Genomic DNA, 19,959 nt, shown 5'->3' on the forward strand with positions numbered 1-19,959 from the left:
AGGCCCCATTATGAACCTCCCTGGATACGTGGAAGAGGAGGACGTTTATATGTCTGGAAGAAAAGAAGAAGAATTAAAGGATATCACCCTACTAGGAAACCAGGGTACACAATATTCCTTTGATTATGCACCGGAGATTTTGGAGTCCTTTGATAATAAGCATCCGAACAGGGATTACTTCGTCAAGTTCAATTGCCCGGAGTTTACGAGTTTATGTCCGATTACGGGGCAGCCTGATTTTGCGACCATCTATATCAGCTACATTCCAAGTGTGAAAATGGTCGAAAGCAAGTCGTTGAAATTGTATTTGTTCTCTTTCCGCAATCATGGAGATTTTCACGAAGACTGCATGAATATCATCATGAATGATTTAATCGAATTGATGGATCCGAAGTATATTGAGGTCTGGGGCAAGTTCACTCCACGGGGTGGCATTTCCATTGATCCTTATACGAACTATGGAAAACCAGGGACGAAGTTTGAAGAAATGGCGAGTTACCGGTTGATGAACCATGACTTGTATCCAGAAACTGTGGATAATCGGTAAGTGAAATGTGGGCTTTAATGATTTAGCTTCTCGATTTTTCGGGAAGCTTTTTTATGTGTAGAACTTAAATTGGGCGGATAGGATAAGGCACTTTAACCATCATTTAAATTTCTTCTGGATTGTCTTTATCAAAAATACATATGTCCTCATATAATGGAATTAATCCTTGATTGTTTCGTAAAAAAGCGTAATAATAGGGAGAGTTGATTTTGACAGAATATTTCTAAAAATAGGGGTTGTCGGGATGAAAGTAGCAAAGTTTGGCGGGAGCTCACTCGCGTCGGGAGAACAATTGAAGAAGGTATTCGAAATTGTGGTTTCAGATCCAGAGAGAAAAGTCATCGTTGTTTCAGCACCAGGGAAACGCAATTCTGATGATATAAAGGTGACGGATTTACTGATTGCCGCTGCGGAACGCCAGTTGCATGGGGATGATGGTGGGCTTTTAATAGAAGATGTCGTTTCTCGATATGCGAGTATTGCTGAGGAGTTAGACATTCCAGGAGAGGTCATTGCGGAGATACGTGACAATTTATATAGCCTGCTGCATGCAGACCAGAGTAAACCGAAGCGTTATTTGGATGCCTTGAAGGCGAGCGGAGAAGATAATAATGCGAAGCTGGTTTCAGCCTACTTTCGGAGTCGTGGTGTAGAGGCTCAGTATATGGACCCGATGAAAGCCGGCTTGATTGTGACGGATGAGGGCGGATATACACAGGTGCTTCCTGAATCATATGAGCGTTTATATGCACTTCGTGAGGAGCCGGGTATCGTGGTATTCCCCGGATTCTTCGGATATACAATGGATGGGGATGTTTTAACCTTTTCAAGGAGCGGATCGGATATTACGGGTTCGATTCTTGCAAATGGCGTCAAGGCAGACTTATATGAGAACTTTACGGACGTGGATGCCGTGTACGCAGTGAATCCACATGTGGTGTCCAATCCGAAGGGAATACGTGAATTGACGTATCGGGAAATGCGAGAACTGTCTTATGCCGGTTTTTCGGTCTTTCACGATGAAGCGTTAATCCCTGCATTCCGTGCTGGTATTCCAGTACATATACAGAACACGAACAATCCGAGTGCACAGGGGACAAGGATTGTGAGTACCCGTGATAATATGAATGGGCCCGTCATAGGGATTGCGAGTGACAAAGGGTTTTGCAGTATTTACATTAATAAATACTTGATGAACCGTGAAGTTGGATTCGGTCGTAAATTGCTTCATATTCTTGAAGATTACGGTGTATCTTATGAACATGCCCCATCTGGCATTGATGATGTCACGATCATCCTCCGTCAAGATCAAATGAGTGAAGAGGCCGAGGCGAAAATTGTTTCGCGCATTAAGCAGGAGCTTCATGCCGATCAAGTCATTGTTGAACATAATCTGGCCTTGATCATGGTCGTCGGTGAAGGCATGCGTCATAATGTGGGAACAACGGCAAGGGCATCGAAAGCGTTGGCCGATGCTAAGGTCAACATTGAAATGATTAACCAAGGTTCTTCCGAAGTGAGCATGATGTTCGGTGTGAAGGGTCATAGTGAAGAGACGGCCATCCAGGCGCTATATCATGAGTTCTTTTAAGAATAAGAGAATATGAGACCCTCCTGAACAGGGGGGGTTTTCGTTTTTGGAAAAATAAGCTCTTTATTTTCTACCATAATTTAGGCATGATGGTAGAAGAGAGAAGGAAAGAGGGCGGACGGTATGGGGTGGTTAGTCAATCTACGGATTGCCATGTTCTTGATGATCAGCTTTATGTATTACTGGAGGATTCCGGATTCCAATCCATATGTAAAAGGCCTGCTCATCTTGATCGCTATTGGTTTTATCCTGAATCATTATTTGCTTTTTTATAAGGATTCAATTCAACATGATCTCCGAATCGTCTATTTCGATGGCATCCTCAGTTTTGTATATGGATTTTTGTTCCCCCAGACTACCCTTTATATGATTCTAGTCGGTGTCGTTGCGATTACTGTGTTTATCCTTGTCTCGGAGTCTAAGAAACATAGAATATTTGGCTTGTTTTTTGTATTACTATGGGGTTTGGTTATGATTTCGACCTATTTACAAACAGGTACGCTGGATATCATGGATAACCTCATGAGTTTCTCATTTGTCGCCTTTACGTCTGTAGTCGGCAATTTGATCCGGAAACTCACTGAGGCCAGTGATGTGGTGAATGAGCAATACTTACAATTGAATGAGGCGCATGAAGAGCTGTCTGTGGCCCATAAACGGTTGCAGGAATATTCCCTTCAGGCAGAGGAAACGGCAAAAATCAGAGAGAGAAACCGGATTGCAAGGGAGATACATGATACGGTGGGACATAAAATGACGGCCTTATTCGTGCAGATGGAGCTAGCTTATGAACTGATCGACCATGACTTGGAAAAAGCGAAGGGTACGATGAATATTTGCAAGGATTTGGCCCAGGGTGCCTTGGAGGAGGTTCGCTATTCCGTTCAGGCATTGAATGAAGACGAGACGACTTTCCTGACAAGTGTGAATAGGTTGCTGAATGAATTTCACCAATCGACAGGCCTGAAATCGACTCTTGAACTTTCGGGGGATTCAAGCCTTATTCCCCATACCCTTCAGCCAACACTCATCCGTGTGATTCAGGAGAGTCTAACCAATGCAAAACGTCATGGAAATGCAACGGTTAGTTCAATCAGGCTGGTCTGCATTCCGGAAATGGTGAGGGTTGAGATCCAGGATAACGGCAAGGGTGCAAGCCTTATCATTCCAGGGTTCGGGTTGAAGACGATGCAAGACCGGATTAATGAAATGGGTGGGGTGTTGTCATATGGAAGCAAGGAAGCCCAAGGGTTCCATATGACCGCAGAGTTCCCGTTAAACGAGAAAAAATGGGCGATAGGAGGAACGTGATGATAAGGGTAATGGTGGTTGATGATCAGCCGCTCATCCGTGACGGTTTGGCGGCTTTGTTGAATTTGCGTCCAGAACTGGAAGTGGTTGGCGTGGCAAGTAACGGCATGGAGGCTTATGAACGGTCAGTGGAAATGAAACCGGATATTGTGTTGATGGATATCCGGATGCCACAGACGAATGGTGTGGCAGGGACAAAGTTGATTACATCAAAACTTCCCCATACAAAGGTGCTGATGCTTACAACGTTTCAAGATAGTGCCCTCATTTTCTCAGCATTGGAGGAAGGGGCGAGCGGGTATTTGCTGAAGGACATGTCAGCGGACATGATTGCAAATGCCATCAGGACCGTTCAATCAGGTGGGGTGGTGCTGCCCCCGGAAATCACCATACACATGCTTCGAGAGTTAAGGAGCGAAAAAGAAAGGAAAGCGAGTGAATCGCCTGCTGTCCTTGGTGATTTAACAAACAGGGAATATGATGTCCTTCGGGATCTTGGCCATGGAAAAAGTAACAAGGAAATCGCAGCCACTTTGTGCATCACGGAGGGCACCGTGAAAAACCATGTTTCCAATATCATTTCCAAACTTGAATTACGTGACCGCACCCAGGCTGCCGTTTTTGCCGTACGATATGGGGTCACTACGTTTACAGAGTGAAACTTCCATATCATCCAAGATAGATGACTTTCGGCATAGACGAAGGTCATTTTTTTTGTGGAATTCTTCCTTGAGGCAGATGGTTTTTTTTTACTTTGGTCATAGAATTAGGGGGAAGCGTCATACGAGGGGGAATGTATCGTGTTAAAGGTGAAAGAGGTCAGGAAATCATACGGGAAGCATGTGGCCGTACAGGATGTTTCCTTTTCGGTGGATAAAGGGGAATCCTTCGGTTTGTTGGGACCAAATGGAGCAGGTAAGTCAACGACGATTGCCATGATTTGCGGGTTGTTGCCTTATGACTCGGGAGACATCCTTATCGATGGTCTTTCGGTGAAAAAACAGCCAAGGGACGTTAAAAAGAAAATTGGAATCGTTCCACAGGAAATTGCCCTGTACCCGACGATGAGCGCACAGGATAATTTACTGTTCTGGGGAAGGATGCAGGGACTGACGAGGGCACAAGGGAAACAAAGGGCAGGGGTTGTGCTTGAAATCATCGGGTTGTTGGATAGAGCTAAAGATAAAGTCGAAACCTTCTCGGGCGGGATGAAAAGGAGGCTGAATATCGGAGCCGCTTTAATGCATGAGCCTGAGCTACTGATTATGGATGAGCCAACGGTCGGAATCGATCCGCAATCGCGCAACCATATTCTAGAAACGGTGAAGCGGTTGAATGGGGAAGGGATGACGGTGATTTATACCAGTCACTATATGGAGGAAGTCGAGCACCTTTGCGACCGGATCGCCATCGTCGATGAAGGGAAAATCATTGCGCTCGGCAAGAAAGAAGCCTTATGTGACACGTTGGCGGAGGGAATATTCATCAAGCTACAGGTCGATTCCCTCAATGGTTTGTGGCTTAAGGAATTGGAAGGGATGGAGAATGTGGATAGAGTCGTGATCAATGAAGAAAAACACACACTAGAAGTCATGGTGACCAATCACCCGAATATCGTCTCTGATATTATAGCTTCTGCTGTGAAGTCCACTGTTAAAGTGCTGTCCTTTGAAAGGAAGGAACCGAATTTAGAGAGTCTTTTCCTACAATTGACGGGGAAATCGCTACGGGATTAGGAGGGGTGGAGAATGAAGAGCTTTCTGATTGCATGGAAGGATTTTAAGATACGGGCCATGGACAGGCGAGGTTTCATGACCATGCTGATTATGCCCTTAATCTTGACGTTGATTTTAGGGATGGCTTTGAAGGATATCTTTGGTGGAGATGAAGGGTTTCAGGATACATCTGTCGGGCTGTACGTGGATAAAAAAGATCCGATGGCCGATGCATTGAAGCAAGATGTCTTAGAAAAGACGGAGTTCCTTACGCTGAAAACGATAGACAGTGAAGAGAAGCTTGAAGAAATGGTGAAAAAGGGGGAAGTTGAAGTTGGAATCCTTATCCCGGCTGAATGGGGAGCAAACTTTGATGAGGCCGTTCTTTACTCGAATCAAGATACTCAACTAAAAGCGACGGTCGTCGAATCGATCATCTCTTCTTTTACCGAGCGGGTTCAGACGATTTCAAAGACATCCGAGGTAGTCATGAAAAATGTGACGCAGACACAAGCGGTCGCTACGGGCAAAGGCGATGCTAAGGAAACTGCAGAGCGAGTATCCAAGGAGTTGACGGAAAGTGGAGAGGTGGACATGGAAGTCGGTGATCAATCGGTCGGCGAAACATCCATTTCGTCGATGCAGTATTATGCAGCCGCGATGCTGGTCATGTTTTTGCTTTTTAATGTGACTCTGGGAGCCAAATCCATGATCCAGGAACGTCATACAGATACGCTGGCAAGATTGAATAGTGCCCCGATGAATCAATATTCCATCCTTATCGGGAAGTTCTTGGGCACCCTCTATTTCGCATTCATTCAATTATTGCTCTTTTACGTAGCCACTTCTCTCTTCTTCAACGTGAATTGGGGAGAAAGTCGAGGGCAGGTGGTGGCGTTCGGTTTCATGTATTCCGTCGCCGTCGCGGGTCTATCCATGTTGTTGGCCGCCTTCATCAAGAAAGAGAAGACAGCCGACCTGATCAGTGGGATCGGCATCCAACTGTTTGCAATCGTCGGGGGTTCGATGCTGCCGATCTATGCGTTTCCTGAGCGGCTTAAAACCATTGCAGCACTAACGCCGAATAATTGGGCACTGACCGGTTTCTTGGACATCATGTCCGGCGTGGGCTGGAGTGGACTGTTGTTGCCGTTTTCGGTTTTGGGGCTAATAGGGTTTGTATCCATGCTGATTGGTGCTTGGCGCTTAAGGGGGAGATACGCTTGAGAAAAATCTGGAACATCTGCCGCTTTGAAATCCAGCGGGTCTTTAAGGAACGGCAGAGCTATCTTATCATGTTTGCTATGCCTCTTATTTTTACACTTTTATTCGGTACCTTAATGGGATCGGATGATCGAGATCCGCTAGCGGTTACATTCGTGGATGAAGATAAGTCCTTGTTATCGAAATCGCTATTTGAAGAATTGCATGAGAAGAATGCCCTGTTCACCTTGGAAAAGGGTTCTAACCAGGATGCGCTCACGGATCTTGATAATAAAAAGATTGTCGGAGTCATTCATGTCGGTAAGGGATTCGAAGCCAAAATGTTGGAGGGGGACCTTCCCAATGTTCGGTTTGAACATATTCCCGAGTTCACCACGCCCCAAACGATCACCGGGTATCTTTCAAATAAGCTTTCGAAACTGAATATCGAAATGGCCGGTTCCCTCGTTTGGAGTGAACAGAGCGGCGAAGACTGGAAAAAGCTATATGGAAAGCTGAGAAAGGAATCGGCTACGGAAGAATCAGGTCTGAAACAGGTTACCCTCGGTGGAGGCCAGGTTAATGAGCAGGGAGGTTTTTCGAGCAGCGCTTCCGGGTTTTCCATCATGTTTTTGATGATTACGATGATGAGTGTCACGGGTACGATTTTAGAGGCGAGAAGTAACGGCGTATGGTACCGTTTACTGTCCACCCCGGCATCACGTTTTGAAATAGCTTTCGGTTACCTACTTTCCTTCTTCATGATTGGCTGGATTCAATTTGGAATCTTGATGCTGGCGACTTCTATCTTTTTTGATGTTAGCTGGGGAAATCCCATCTATTTGGTGCTTCTCGTTTCTGCTATGTTGTTCGCGATTGTAGGCCTGGGCCTGATGATTTCGGGCTTTGTAAAAACGGTCGAGCAACAGTCTGCAATCGGAAACCTCGTCGTCATTTCCACCTGCATGATTGCCGGTGTGTATTGGCCACTGGAAATCGAGCCCGCCTTTATGCAGAAGATGGCGGAGTTCCTGCCTCAGAGGTGGGCCATGAAGGGGTTGACGGATATTGCGGGCAATGGGTCCCTCCCTATTGAATCAATCGCTATCTTACTGTTATTCGGACTCGTGTTTTTATTACTGGGCATACGGAGGATCCGATTTGAATAAGAAAGACGCGCTGGTAGCTCAGCGCGTCTTTTACTTAATTCAATACCCATTTGTCTTTCAAGAATAATAGTCTTGATACAGTGAAAAAGATGGCAATGGAGACGATAAGGCTACCTGCTGTCAGTACGATATTCTGGTAGTCGATAACGCCGTAAAGCAGTTCCTTAAAAAGGGCGAATATATTGAAGAATGGAATCAAGAAATGCTTGGTCGTCAATTCGTGCAGGCCAGTGCCTCCTAGGAATAGGACAGGCAGGATACCGAGCATCGTAATCGGCGATAGGTAGTTCTGCGACTCTTTCACGGTTTTGGATATGATGCTGGCTGACATTTGCAGGGCGCCAATGAATAGAGAAAATAAAATGGTGATCAATAGGGCGGTCGGAAGAATCAACCATAGGTCACTACCGAAATGAAAGCCCTTTTTCAATTCTTCCGTTAAAAACATGAGTTCCAAGGTGACGACAAGGATCGAGACGATTCCCGCCAGGGCCCCGATGGAGGAAATCGTCAGCCATTTGGCTAGCAGAATCTTTCCACGGCTAACTGGTGTCATAAGTAAAGCTTCCATCGTTTTCCGGTCTTTTTCCCCGGCAAATAAGTCAGAGGCAAGCGGATAGGCGCCTGTACTGATCGCCATCGTGATGATCATGGGCAGAAAGAGGGAAAGTATGCTCAAGGAGGCACCATTATCGCTATCTAGCCCGGCCTCTTTGAAGTCGACCTTTAGCGGGCTGATCATGTTAGTATCCACATTGATCGATTGTAGGCGCTCCTGGATGATTTGTTTTTCAAAGAGAGTTAAAGCTGACTCGACCTGGGAAAGGACGAAGGAGCTATCTTGGCTATAGGAGTCACCTGAAAGGCTGAATGTGACTTGTTCCCCCTGTTTGATTTGCTCCATGAACTTGTCACTAACTTGTAGGGCGGCAGCGGCTTTTCCGTCTTGGACAGCATCTGTCGGATTCTGAAACGATTGGACATCAATTTGGGGGAAGTCCTTCAGAAGTGATTTGGCGTCCGTCGTGAATGATGGATCTACAGCAAGGGTATGGGTCTCCTCCTCATCCGTGGACATCATGCTCTCGTAAAATAACGTCAGTCCCGTCAACAAAAGGATGGGAAGAAATACACTTAATAATAGCGTCCGTCGATCCCGTAAAGCTTCCTTCAATTCTTTTATATACATATTAAGAAACATGAGACTGATTCCCCCTTACAAGTTTGGACATGAATATATAATTCAAATCACGACTGTTCTCTTCTTTATATAGAGATTCCAACTGGCCTTTATACACCATTTCCCCTTTGTGCATCATGGCCACAGAGTCGCATAGCAGGGTGACTTCCTCCATGATGTGGCTTGAGAATATGATGGTTTTGCCTTGATTCTTTAGCTGAAGAACAAGCTGGCGGAATACATTCGATGAAGTGATATCGAGTCCTGTCGTCGGCTCGTCAAACAGGATGATTTCTGGGTCATGGATGAGCGTCCGCGATATGGCCACTTTTTGGCGCATGCCTTTCGAGAATCCGCCGACTTTACGATCGAGATAATCCTTCATCCCGAACATGACGGCCAGTTCTTCTATCCTCACCTTAGTTTCGTGCTTGCTCAAACCGTACAGAGTGGCGAAATAGGCGAGATTTTCACGTGTGGTTAAGCGGTCGTACAGGCCGGTTTCCCCTCCGAACAGGACACCAATCTTTTTCTTGATCTCATTGGGATGATCCAATGTATCGAATCCGGCCACTTTGATAGACCCTTCTGTCGGTGTCAGGAGTGTGGCAATCGAACGTAACAGCGTGGTCTTTCCGGCACCATTTTCCCCTAGTAATCCGACAATCTGGCCTTTTCCGATGGTAAGGGAAACGTGTTTAAGGGCGGTGATGAATGTTTTTTTATCTTGGAATGTTTTTGTGACTTCATGTATTTCAATCATTTTTCTAACCTCCTACATCTCTTTTGGTTAACTCAATCATACAAATAAAGGAGAGGGGAATCTGTAGTTATGTCGCGAAAGTGCCGTTTTATGTCGCGAAAGTATCGATTTTCCATATTTTGATGGTAAAATAAAGGTAATTTCAGAGAAGGAGAGTTGTAGATGAAGGTAGGCCTTGTGGATGACCGGAAGATTGATTTGGATAAGTTGAATGGGATCGTGGCCCAAATGCCTGGCATCGAATTGGTTTTTTCTACGGATTCCGCTGAATATGCGTATGAGCAGATCAAACAGGAAACGATAGATTTGCTGATTGCGGATATCGAAATGCCTAACTTGTCCGGATATGAAATGGCCGACATCATCCATTCCCATGCATTGAACATAGCGGTCATTTTCGTGACAGGTACGAGCGGGTACGCCGTTCATGCCTTTGAACTCAATGTGCATGACTATATCATGAAGCCCTATTCGAGAGACAGGCTCATCAAATCAATCGAACGGTTCCGGGAAAAGTCAAGAACCGCTGAAGTGGCGGGAAGGCTGTTTATAAAACAGAAAAATGATATTCATATTTTGCAGAAGAAGGACATTATTTTCATTGAACGTTCAGGGCGTTCAACGACCATACATACTAAAAACGGTCCTATCAAAACCTATCAAACATTGAATGAATTGGAGGGAGAACTGCGGGAAAGGGACTTTATCCGTTCACACCGTTCTTTCATCATTAATATTCATTTTGTGAAGAACTTTTCACTGTACGCCAAAAACTCGTATGTCGTCAGCTTTGACGGGATCGAGGAACAGGCGATGATCACGAAGGAAAGGGTGGACTTCCTGCAAGTCCAATACTTTTAAGGTGTGAAAACTATGCATGCATTCATTATAGCCATATTGGGGGTATGGCATCTCTACGAAATAATTAGACTATTACCTTGGCAGATCCCTCCTTCGCTAGTCATCCTTCTGATTTGTCTGGTTGGCATGGGACTTTACCTCAAGTTCCGCCCCTTATATAAAAAAGCTTCCCTAGGAATCTATATGGAAGGAACTCTATGGGGCATGCAGCTTGTCGTCATTCTTCTTTATTTTTCCATGCCACCCTCCCTTTCGTACTTAGGATTAGCTGCGACTTTTATAGGAATCGAAACGGTCCGCCTCCATATGTCTGGAATGGGGGATCGTCTAGAAAGAGAGCAAAAAGGAATGGAAAAGGAGCGACTGCAGGTCAATGAAACGTTCCGGGTGGTCCGCAGTCAGCGCCATGATTTCCTGAAACATGTATCAGCGTTGCAGTTTATGATGGAGCAGGACGAGATGGCTGCAGCGAAAGAATATATGAATGAGTTGGTGGATGGCTTTGAAGAAACGAATCTATCCATTAAAGGAGAAAAAGGGGTCGTCGCCGGGATCCTGCATCAAATGTTCCGTAAGGCCAAGGAAGAACGGATCCAGATGACCTATCACTTCGATGTGCCGCTCTCGTCCCTCCCTTTTTATGACCAGGACCTTGTCGCCTTGATTGGGAATGTGCTTGCCAATGCGGTGGAAGCGGCAAAAGGATGGCAGGAAGAAAAAGGGGGCAGTGCTCAAGTCACGCTTCAGTTTTACAAACGGAGTGGGGTCTATATTCTGACTTGCACCAATCATTGCCTGGCGATTCCTCCCTCCATCTTGGATACGATGTTTGAGAAATACGGACAAACGACGAAGGATGGTGAACACGAAGGAATGGGAACGAAAATCATCTCCGATATCGTAAGGAAACATCAAGGCCATTTGGACTTTACGTATAAGAACGAGGAATTCATATTGAAAATCAAGGTCCCGGCCATCGTGTAAGAGGTTATTTGTGCGAAAAGGGAGGAGGATGGTCATCCATATTCAAGGATTGAATCACTTATTATTTTCCGTTTCGGATTTAGAGAAGTCCATTGAATTCTATCAGGCCGTTTTTGGGGCGAAATTGTTAGTGAGAGGGAACCAAACGGCATACTTCGACCTGAATGGGATATGGCTGGCTCTCAATCTGGAAAAGGATATTCCGAGAAATGAAATAAAAGAATCGTATACGCATGTCGCATTTTCCATTACCGAAAAGGATTTTGATGGCATCCAGGACCGGCTTGAGCGTTTACAGGTGAATATTCTTAACGGCAGAAAGAGAAATAAGCGTGATAATAAATCCATCTATTTTACTGACTTGGATGGCCATAAGTTCGAATTCCATACGGGAACGCTAGAGGAAAGACTAGATTATTATAAACAGGAAAAGCCGCATATGAGGTTTTTCCAATAGATTGATATAATGCAGGGATTGACCGATAAATGGGACGACTTGACTGATAAAAAGTCCAGTTTGACCGATAAAGGACTTAATTTGACCGATAAAAGACAAAAACGGGTTGAAAAAGGAGCCTCCAATAAGCTTGGAGGCTCCTCCCGATTCAATCCATTATGGTGAGCAGTTCATCTATTGGTGTACGCGGACGGGGCGTAGGAATCATGTCCGGGTATCCGACGTGCAGGCTTCCGACGATCTTCTCCCCGGGTTTTACGCCTAAAGCTTCGCGGAATTCTTGGCTGTGAATCATGCCGTACGTTTCCCAAATCATGCCGATTCCTTGTTCCCAGGCAAGTAAACTGAAATTCTGGATCAAGGCGCTCGTGGCTGCATAATCCTCTTCGCGGGTCATGAGATTCGGATTTTCCTCCATGATGACCGCAACGAACATCGGAACGCCGTTCAGTTTATTGTACCCACGCTGACCGGCTTCTTTCTTCTTTGACGGATCCTTTTCTTTACCTGCCATAAAGGCCCGTGTCGCTTCTGCTAGCTTCACGCGGCTGTCGCCGTGAACAACGACGAATCGCCACGGTTGGGTCATTTTATGATTGGGCGCCCACGTGGAAGTTTCCAAAAGTGATTGAATGGTTTCGAGGGGAACGGGTTGGTCCTTGAATCGTTTGATGCTCCGTCGTTCTTTTATGATTTGTTCTAGTTTCATATTTGTATTTCTCCTTATTCTTAATAATCTATGTATAGGGATGTTTTTTTGAAAAAAAAGGACCCCGGATGCCTAATATGCTTTAAATTGAATAAACTGACTTGAATAAAGAGGGGGCAATATTCTAGTGACTTGCATTCGCAACTAAGCATATAATTTTTACTAGGCACAGAGAGACCGGGGCGACATTGTATCTATGTACAATATCAAATGGGTACGATAAGAAATTATCGTAGTACTTAACAAATTTCAGAGATCGATAATGAAATTGAAAATCATTATCAATTAGAATTTTCTCTTATTTCCTGTTTTTTGTCAAGAGGATCTTGGAAAAAATTAAAAAACTTTTTCCAATGCTAACCAAGCTTGCTAATTCTTTTATTAAATCTGTATAAAAATGTATAATGAAAAGATAAAAATGTTACCTACATATGAAGATTGAAGGGTGTCGTAGATGAAAAAACTGTTTTCGTTCCTTAAACCATATCGTCTCTTCATCGCTCTTGCTTTATTTTTAATGTTAGTCGAGCTCGGTGTTGAGCTATTACAGCCACTCTTCATTGCAAAGATCATTGATGATGGCATTTTACAAAAAGACCTTTCCGTCGTGATAAAGTGGGGAGCGATCATGGTCGGCCTGTCGATATTTTCGTTCCTTGGCGGAATCGTCAATTCCTTTACAGCTTCTCATGTGAGCCAAAGTTTTGGACATGAAGTAAGGAAAAATCTCTTCGGCAAAATCCAGGCCTTTTCTTTTGCCAATTTAAACAACATCCCGACCTCTTCCTTGATCACCCGGATGACGAATGATGTGACGCAGCTTCAGAATACGGTATTTATGGGATTGCGTATCATGGCAAGGGCACCGCTGATTGTCCTTGGGGGCACAATCATGGCGATAACGGTCAATCTGAAGTTATCCCTTGTATTGATCATTTCGATTCGCGTTCTCGTGCTGTTCCTGGGATGGGTCATGAAACGTGCGGCAAAGCTGTTTCGACTTGTCCAAAAAAGGCTGGATAACGTCAATAGTGTCATGCGTGAGAATTTGATTGGGATGAGGTTGATCAAAGCATTTCTTCGTAAGGATCATGAAATCGGCCGTTTTGACGGGGCAAACGATGAATTGAAAATGAAGACCGTCCAATCGCTTCGCTTGATTGAAACGACGATGCCCGTGCTGATGCTGGTCATGAACGTGGCGATCCTTGTAGTCCTATGGTTCGGTAGCGGCTTTATCTCGACGGGAGATATCCAGGTCGGGGAAGTCGTGGCGATTGTCAATTATGCCACAAGAATCGCAGGCTCCTTATCGGTCTTTTCTTGGTTGATCATGGTCTTGTCCCGAGCAAAAGCGTCAGCGGACCGCGTGACCGAAATTTTCGAGACGCCCATTGATCTCGATGAAGGTAGGGTGGAAAGCAGGGGGGACCTTATCAAAGAGGGGCATATCGAGTTCCAGGATGTGTCATTCCGCTATCCTGGCGGAGATGAACAGGTATTGAAACACTTGAAGTTCACCGTTGAAGCGGGACAAACTCTCGCGATCATCGGTGCGACTGGGTCGGGGAAAACCTCCCTATTTCAGCTCATTCCACGTTTATTCGAAGTGGAGAGTGGAGCAATCACGATAGATGGGCAGGATGTGAGGGACATTCCTCTGGACTCACTCCGAAAAAGGATTGGCTACGTGCCACAGGAAGCGATGCTATTTTCCGGGTCCATCCAGACCAATATCGCCTGGGGGAAAGAAGACGCGTCACTGGAGGAAATCATGATAGCGGCCCAACATGCCCAAATCCATGAAACGGTAATGAGACTGCCAAAGCAATATGAAACGCGGCTAGGACAAAAAGGAGTGAATCTCTCAGGTGGGCAAAAGCAACGGCTATCGGTTGCGAGGGCATTGGTCCGCAGGCCGAAGATCCTCCTTTTGGATGACAGCACAAGCGCCTTGGATCTAAATACGGAAAGTAGGCTGCTTACGGCATTGGAGTCCTATACGTGCACGACGCTCATCATTACGCAAAAAATAAGTACAGCGATGAAAGCCGATAAAATCTTATTGCTTGAAGATGGAGAGGTACTCGCGGAAGGCAAGCATGATGAGTTGAGTAAAACGAATGCCCTTTATCGGAAAATCGTTGCATCACAATATGGGGAGGAGGAGATTTCCTATGAAACGAAAAACGTCTCCCGCTAAAAAGCCGTCCAATTCTGCAGGCACGGTCAAACGGATCCTCCCTTATTTAACGACGAATAGAAGTATGCTCGTCATGGTCCTGTTCATGGTCCTGGTCAGTTCAGTGTTAGGACTGCTTGGTCCATTTCTTGTAGGAATGGCCATCGACGATTATATTGTCACGAAGGACAGCGATGGTTTGATCAATCTGCTGTTTGGGCTCCTTGCGGTTTATGTGTTCTATTCACTGTCCATGTGGCTACAAAACTATTGGATGATCGGGATTGCCCAGGATACGGTTTATCTGATGCGCAACCAGCTGTTCAAGAAGCTCCAGCAGCTGCCGATTCCCTTTTTTGACCGTCGCCAGCATGGGGAACTGATGAGCCGGGTCACGAATGATATTGAAAATGTCAGCTCTACATTGAACAGTTCGGTCATTCAAATCTTTTCAAGCGTCCTGACTCTTGTCGGGACACTGGCTGTCATGCTGTATTTGAGTCCATTACTGACGATTCTAACCCTTTTCATTGTCCCGCTTATGTTCTTTGGGTTGAAATGGATTACGAACCGGACAGGCAGGCTTTTCAAGGAACAGCAGAAAAACCTGGGTGAATTGAATGGATTCATTGAAGAAACAATTTCCGGACAGCGCATCGTGAAGGCCTTTTCACAGGAAGAAAAAGTGATTCGTGATTTTATCACCCGCAGTGAGAACTTGAAAAAAGCCGGTTATTGGTCTCAATCCTATTCGGGATTGATACCGAAGCTGATGAATTTATTGAATAACTTAAGCTTCATCGTGATTGCTGCTGTCGGTGGCTATTTGGCCTTGGAAGGAATGGGTGGGGTCACCATTGGCGTGATTGTCATCTTCACCGAGTATTCCAGGCAATTCACGCGTCCGCTCAATGACTTGGCTAACCAGTTCAATACCCTGCTTTCGGCTGTCGCTGGTGCTGAGCGGGTATTCTCGATCCTGGATGAAGAGGAAGAGGGCGTGGATGAGAAAGATGCGGGTGAACTACGGGACATCCGTGGAGAGGTTGATTTCGAAGGGGTGTCCTTTTCCTATGATGATGACGATCAAACAATCAACGATATTAGTTTCCATGCTGAAAAAGGAGAGACCATTGCATTAGTCGGTCCGACCGGTGCGGGTAAAACGACGATTATTAATCTGCTCGCCCGGTTTTATGAACCGAACAGTGGCAGGATCCTGGTCGATGGACAAGATATCCAACAGGTAACGAGGGCGAGCCTCCGTAAACATATGGGATTCGTTTTACAGGATTCCTTTCTATTTCAAGGAACAATTCGTGAAAATATCCGTTATGGCCGTTTGGAAGCCATGGATATGGAGGTAGTGGAAGCGGCCAAACTTGCCAATGCACATACCTTTATCATGAAACTGCCCAATCAATATGATACGGTTTTGACCCAAGATGGCAGTGGAATCAGCCAGGGGCAACGACAGCTCCTTTCAATTGCGAGGGCGATTTTAGCCGATCCGATTCTTTTGATTTTGGATGAGGCGACAAGCAGTATTGATACAATCACTGAAATCAAAATACAGGAGGCGTTACATCGATTGATGAAGGGGCGAACAAGTTTCGTCATTGCGCATCGACTGAATACGATTCAGCAAAGCGATCAAATACTGGTATTGGATGAGGGGAGAATCATCGAAAAAGGGTCCCATTCGGAGTTATTGAAGCAAAAAGGTTTCTATGCTGAACTTCATCGCGGTTCCTTAAATGGAAATCACACGGGATGAAAAAAAATGTGTGCCTCTTGGCGCACATTTTTTTTAGTTGGTCCAAAAAACTGGAACCTATCGGGTACATTCCGTTACCGAGGCAATTGCCTCATCCAAGAAGGTCAGCACATCTTCGTTTATCGGATACAAACCTGCGGAAGCGGATCCTTCCTTGGACTTTCGAATTTCCCAGAATTTCTCCTCAAGCTCTTTGTTTCCCTGAAATACCAACTCGGACAGCAGGAGGGAATCTTCGGCAATGAGCCGTCCTTCTTCCGATAAGGGGGAAACGCCCTTTTCAAGGGACCATTCGATCCTCTTCATGAGATTGATCCATTGTTTCATGCTGATATCATTTTGTTCCATTTTGGGTAGTTTATTGATGGTTTTCTGTTCTTCTTCGTTGAAGTGTGACCCTCGATTATGCTCTTTTCTTTTGAATAATGGAAGCAGTAACTCCCAATTGAACTCCCCTTCGATTTCGATACTGTTTAATAAAGTCTGGATGTTCTTTAATGTATTTTCCTCTTCTTTTATATCGGATTGTATTTGTTGTTGGTGCTGGAGAAGTAATTCTTTGAAGGATTCTTTATTCAATACGGTTTTGATATCGTCCAATGAAAAAGAAAGGGCTTTAAGCAGGCAGATTTTCTCAAGTCGCTTCAGGTCATTGGCCGAGTAATATCTACGGCCATTAGCGTGCCTGTATTCAGGCGTTAATAATTGAATCTGGTCATAGTAACGGATGGTTCTTATCGTCACATTCGCTCGCTTAGACAATTGTCCAACGGTCAAAAATTCCATTGTCATACCTCCCATTCGTTCATCTAGCTTAAGTGATGGTTAAACTTTCCTTTTTATTATAGCGGAATAGGCGATAGGAATTAAATAGGTAGTATGGAAATAAACGTTAAGAATGGAGTCTGGACGTAGGGGGAGGAAGTCTGGGTAGTCTGAAAAAATCTAAACGGTATATGCCCTGCTATTAATTTCGGCTAGTGAAGAAAACCTATTGCTTATTAACCATTAAATGACATATAATTCAGAATATATACAAAATTAACGTTGTTTAGTCATTTTAAGGAGGCTGTGGAAAACGTTCAGGCACAATGAATTAGTAAATACAATGGGGTAGGAGATGAAAAAATGAAAGCGCTTAAATCAGTTGTTCTTTGGGGAATCATCTCTGCGTTGGGAGCCGTGAGCTTCGGTGTTGTCGCCTTAAATCGCGGGGAAAGCATTAATGCTATGTGGATTGTTACGGCTGCTCTCTGTGTCTATTCGATTGCTTATCGCTTTTATAGTAAATTTATCGCACAGAAAGTATTCGAGCTTGATGATAAACGTAAGACTCCAGCTGAATTGAATAATGATGGAAAAGACTATGTACCGACGAATAAATGGGTACTGTTTGGTCATCATTTTGCAGCGATTGCTGGGGCAGGGCCACTTGTAGGGCCTATCTTAGCGGCACAGATGGGGTATCTGCCGGGTACACTATGGCTCGTGGTGGGTGTCGTTTTGGCCGGTGCGGTACAGGATTTCGTCATTCTCTTCGGATCGATGCGCCGAAATGGTAAATCGCTTGGTGAAATGATAAAAGAAGAAATCGGTCCCGTCACAGGTTTCATTGCCATGCTAGGGATTTTTGGCATCATGGTCATTTTATTGGCCGTGCTTGCGCTAGTAGTCGTGAAGGCCTTGGTAGGAAGCCCTTGGGGGATGTTCACGATTGCTTCGACCATACCTATTGCCGTCCTTATGGGTGTTTACATGCGGTATATCAGGCCTGGACGAGTCGGGGAAGGATCCATCATCGGGATTATCCTGTTGATGCTTGCTTTGTACTTCGGACGTTTTGTAGCGGAAAGTGCAACATTGGCTCCCATGTTTACATACTCAGGTGAAACGATTGCCATCCTCTTGATTGTGTATGGTTTTGTTGCTTCTGTGCTACCGGTTTGGATGCTTTTGGCTCCGCGGGATTATCTAAGTACCTTCTTGAAAATCGGTACGATCATCGCTCTTGCACTAGGCATCTTCATCGTCATGCCTAATCTTGAAATGCCTGCGGTCACGCAGTTCATTGATGGAACGGGGCCGGTTTTCTCGGGTAACCTATTCCCATTTTTATTCATCACGATTGCATGTGGGGCGGTGTCTGGATTCCATGCGCTCGTTTCATCGGGTACGACGCCTAAGATGATCGAACGTGAATCCCATGCGCGTCCGATCGGATATGGAGCCATGCTGACTGAGTCATTCGTGGCCATCATGGCGATGGTAGCGGCCTGCGTATTAACACCGGGTATTTACTTTGCCATTAATAGTCCGGGTGCTGTCATTGGGACGGAGCCGGCTCAGGTTGCGACGACGATATCTGATTGGGGATTTGTCTTGACGCCTGATATGATTACGGACCTTGCCGATGATGTCGGGGAGGAAACGATATTATCCCGTACTGGAGGAGCTCCCACGTTTGCGATTGGGATGGCGCATATTTTCTCACAAGTAGTCGGGGGTGCTTCCTTGATGGCGTTTTGGTATCATTTCGCGATACTATTCGAGGCACTGTTCATCTTGACGACGATTGATGCCGGTACCCGGGTGGGCCGTTTCATGATTCAAGATATTATCGGTACTTTTTATAAACCATTTGCGCAAACGAATAAATGGGTGCCGAACATCATCGCGACAGCCATTTGTGTTCTAGGGTGGGGATACTTCCTGTACCAGGGGGTCATTGATCCGCTTGGAGGAATCAATACACTATGGCCATTGTTCGGGATTGCGAATCAAATGCTATCCGCGATTGCGTTACTGCTTGGTACGACCGTCTTGTTCAAGATGGGCAAGAAAGCGTACACATGGGTCACACTTTTACCGACGACCTTTATATTAATTGCGACGATGACAGCGGGTTGGCAAAAGCTATTCCACGAAAACCCTGCAATTGGCTTTTTGGCGCATAAGGACAAATTCAAGGCTGCCTATGATGCAGGAGAGGTCCTTGCTCCGGCGGCGAATTTAGCGGAAATGAAACGAGTCATCTTCAATGATTATTTAGATGCAGCCCTTTGTGCCTTCTTTATGATCGTGGTCATCACTGTCTTGATTTCCGCGGTACGATTATGGATCAAGATCATCAAAAATGAAAAAATTGACATGCATGAAACTCCTTATATATCAAGGTGATAATGGAGGGAAGGAAACCATGTTAAAAAAAATTACCCGGATTCTTAGCTACCGAAAGCAATTCATTAGTCTACTTGTCGGAGTTCCTAGTTATGAAACGTATGTAGCCCATATGAAGCTGGAACATCCTGATAAAACGATTAAGACAAGGAAAGAGTTCTTCTGCGAAGCGCAGGACGAAAGGTATAACGCTAAGGATGGGAAGGTATCACGCTGTTGCTAGTCATATAGTTAGGAGGGGGCTGTCTAATAAGTCCCTAAAATAAAACAGGTGGAGAAAAACGAGTTGTTTTTCTCCACCTGTTTTTCTATTTCTATAATAATTTACTGAAA

19 protein-coding genes are annotated in these 19,959 nt (G+C 45.1%); 15 read left to right on the plus strand and 4 right to left on the minus strand.

All coding sequences use genetic code 11. The features are described 5' to 3' along the window. The first annotated feature begins 49 nt into the window (after nt 1-49). From queF to ACQKL6_RS15910, 7 genes are all read left to right on the plus strand, one after another. Nucleotides 50-547 (plus strand): preQ(1) synthase, encoded by a 498-nt coding sequence (gene queF, locus ACQKL6_RS15880; protein WP_402872017.1) that lies wholly within the window; start codon nt 50-52, stop codon nt 545-547. A gap of 244 nt (nt 548-791) precedes the next feature. Next, on the plus strand, nt 792-2,138 hold the full coding sequence (locus ACQKL6_RS15885) for an aspartate kinase (protein WP_402872014.1): 1,347 nt from the start codon (nt 792-794) through the stop codon (nt 2,136-2,138). A 123-nt stretch (nt 2,139-2,261) separates the two neighbouring features. After that, entirely contained in the window at nt 2,262-3,449 is a 1,188-nt protein-coding gene (locus ACQKL6_RS15890; protein WP_427651455.1) for a sensor histidine kinase, read from the plus strand. Next, complete coding sequence (locus ACQKL6_RS15895; protein WP_402872008.1) at nt 3,449-4,108, plus strand: response regulator; 660 nt, start codon at nt 3,449-3,451, stop codon at nt 4,106-4,108. The genes ACQKL6_RS15890 and ACQKL6_RS15895 overlap by 1 nt, the downstream gene beginning before the upstream one ends. 141 nt (nt 4,109-4,249) lie before the next feature. Continuing rightward, nucleotides 4,250-5,185: an ABC transporter ATP-binding protein gene (locus tag ACQKL6_RS15900; RefSeq protein WP_427651456.1), complete on the plus strand. Its 936-nt coding sequence runs from the start codon at nt 4,250-4,252 to the stop codon at nt 5,183-5,185. Nucleotides 5,186-5,197: 12 nt separating this feature from the next. Beyond that, the gene (locus ACQKL6_RS15905) at nt 5,198-6,391 is read left to right on the plus strand and encodes an ABC transporter permease (RefSeq protein ID WP_427651457.1); all 1,194 of its coding nucleotides are present in this window, start codon (nt 5,198-5,200) and stop codon (nt 6,389-6,391) included. Further along, entirely contained in the window at nt 6,388-7,536 is a 1,149-nt protein-coding gene (locus tag ACQKL6_RS15910; protein ID WP_427651459.1) for an ABC transporter permease, read from the plus strand. Before ACQKL6_RS15905 ends, ACQKL6_RS15910 begins: the two co-directional genes overlap by 4 nt. Nucleotides 7,537-7,570: 34 nt before the next feature. On the opposite strand, the gene ACQKL6_RS15915 is transcribed toward ACQKL6_RS15910, so the two are convergent. Next, the gene (locus ACQKL6_RS15915) at nt 7,571-8,737 is read right to left on the minus strand and encodes an ABC transporter permease (protein WP_427651460.1); all 1,167 of its coding nucleotides are present in this window, start codon (nt 8,735-8,737) and stop codon (nt 7,571-7,573) included. After that, nucleotides 8,727-9,479 carry an ATP-binding cassette domain-containing protein gene (locus ACQKL6_RS15920; RefSeq protein ID WP_402958498.1) on the minus strand — a complete coding sequence of 251 codons (753 nt, stop codon included), beginning with the start codon at nt 9,477-9,479 and terminating at the stop codon, nt 8,727-8,729. The genes ACQKL6_RS15915 and ACQKL6_RS15920 overlap by 11 nt, the downstream gene beginning before the upstream one ends. Nucleotides 9,480-9,641: 162 nt before the next feature. Between ACQKL6_RS15920 and ACQKL6_RS15925 the strand changes: the two genes are divergently transcribed. Genes ACQKL6_RS15925 through ACQKL6_RS15940 form a run of 4 tightly spaced genes read left to right on the plus strand, consistent with a single transcriptional unit; the run spans nt 9,642 to nt 11,946 of the window. After that, entirely contained in the window at nt 9,642-10,340 is a 699-nt protein-coding gene (locus ACQKL6_RS15925; protein ID WP_427651461.1) for a LytR/AlgR family response regulator transcription factor, read from the plus strand. A 12-nt stretch (nt 10,341-10,352) separates the two neighbouring features. Then, nucleotides 10,353-11,324, plus strand: coding sequence for a sensor histidine kinase (locus tag ACQKL6_RS15930; RefSeq protein ID WP_427651464.1), 972 nt, complete (start codon nt 10,353-10,355; stop codon nt 11,322-11,324). Between the two features lie 28 nt (nt 11,325-11,352). After that, a complete protein-coding gene (fosB, locus tag ACQKL6_RS15935) occupies nt 11,353-11,781 on the plus strand; it encodes a metallothiol transferase FosB (RefSeq protein WP_402958644.1) in 429 nt (142 codons plus the stop codon). Between the two features lie 18 nt (nt 11,782-11,799). Next, entirely contained in the window at nt 11,800-11,946 is a 147-nt protein-coding gene (locus ACQKL6_RS15940) for a hypothetical protein (protein ID WP_407408530.1), read from the plus strand. Here the strand turns inward: ACQKL6_RS15940 and ACQKL6_RS15945 are convergent. Then, entirely contained in the window at nt 11,930-12,490 is a 561-nt protein-coding gene (locus ACQKL6_RS15945) for a nitroreductase family protein (RefSeq protein WP_402958494.1), read from the minus strand. The genes ACQKL6_RS15940 and ACQKL6_RS15945 overlap by 17 nt on opposite strands. Before the next feature lie 454 nt (nt 12,491-12,944). Between ACQKL6_RS15945 and ACQKL6_RS15950 the strand changes: the two genes are divergently transcribed. Both ACQKL6_RS15950 and ACQKL6_RS15955 read left to right on the plus strand, forming a co-directional pair. Beyond that, the gene (locus ACQKL6_RS15950; RefSeq protein WP_427651462.1) at nt 12,945-14,693 is read left to right on the plus strand and encodes an ABC transporter ATP-binding protein; all 1,749 of its coding nucleotides are present in this window, start codon (nt 12,945-12,947) and stop codon (nt 14,691-14,693) included. Next, nucleotides 14,668-16,449, plus strand: a complete 1,782-nt coding sequence (locus ACQKL6_RS15955) for an ABC transporter ATP-binding protein (protein ID WP_402989195.1) — start codon at nt 14,668-14,670, stop codon at nt 16,447-16,449. The genes ACQKL6_RS15950 and ACQKL6_RS15955 overlap by 26 nt, the downstream gene beginning before the upstream one ends. A gap of 57 nt (nt 16,450-16,506) precedes the next feature. Here the strand turns inward: ACQKL6_RS15955 and ACQKL6_RS15960 are convergent, their stop codons facing one another. Further along, nucleotides 16,507-17,235: a MerR family transcriptional regulator gene (locus tag ACQKL6_RS15960; protein WP_402871974.1), complete on the minus strand. Its 729-nt coding sequence runs from the start codon at nt 17,233-17,235 to the stop codon at nt 16,507-16,509. Between the two features lie 342 nt (nt 17,236-17,577). On the opposite strand from ACQKL6_RS15960, the gene ACQKL6_RS15965 reads away from it, so the two are divergent. After that, on the plus strand, nt 17,578-19,626 hold the full coding sequence (locus tag ACQKL6_RS15965) for a carbon starvation CstA family protein (RefSeq protein WP_427651463.1): 2,049 nt from the start codon (nt 17,578-17,580) through the stop codon (nt 19,624-19,626). Between the two features lie 19 nt (nt 19,627-19,645). Continuing rightward, complete coding sequence (locus ACQKL6_RS15970; protein WP_402871969.1) at nt 19,646-19,849, plus strand: YbdD/YjiX family protein; 204 nt, start codon at nt 19,646-19,648, stop codon at nt 19,847-19,849. The last annotated feature ends 110 nt before the right edge of the window (nt 19,850-19,959 follow it).

Source organism: Peribacillus sp. NPDC097197, from assembly GCF_050278025.1.
Classification (GTDB): domain Bacteria; phylum Bacillota; class Bacilli; order Bacillales; family DSM-1321; genus Peribacillus.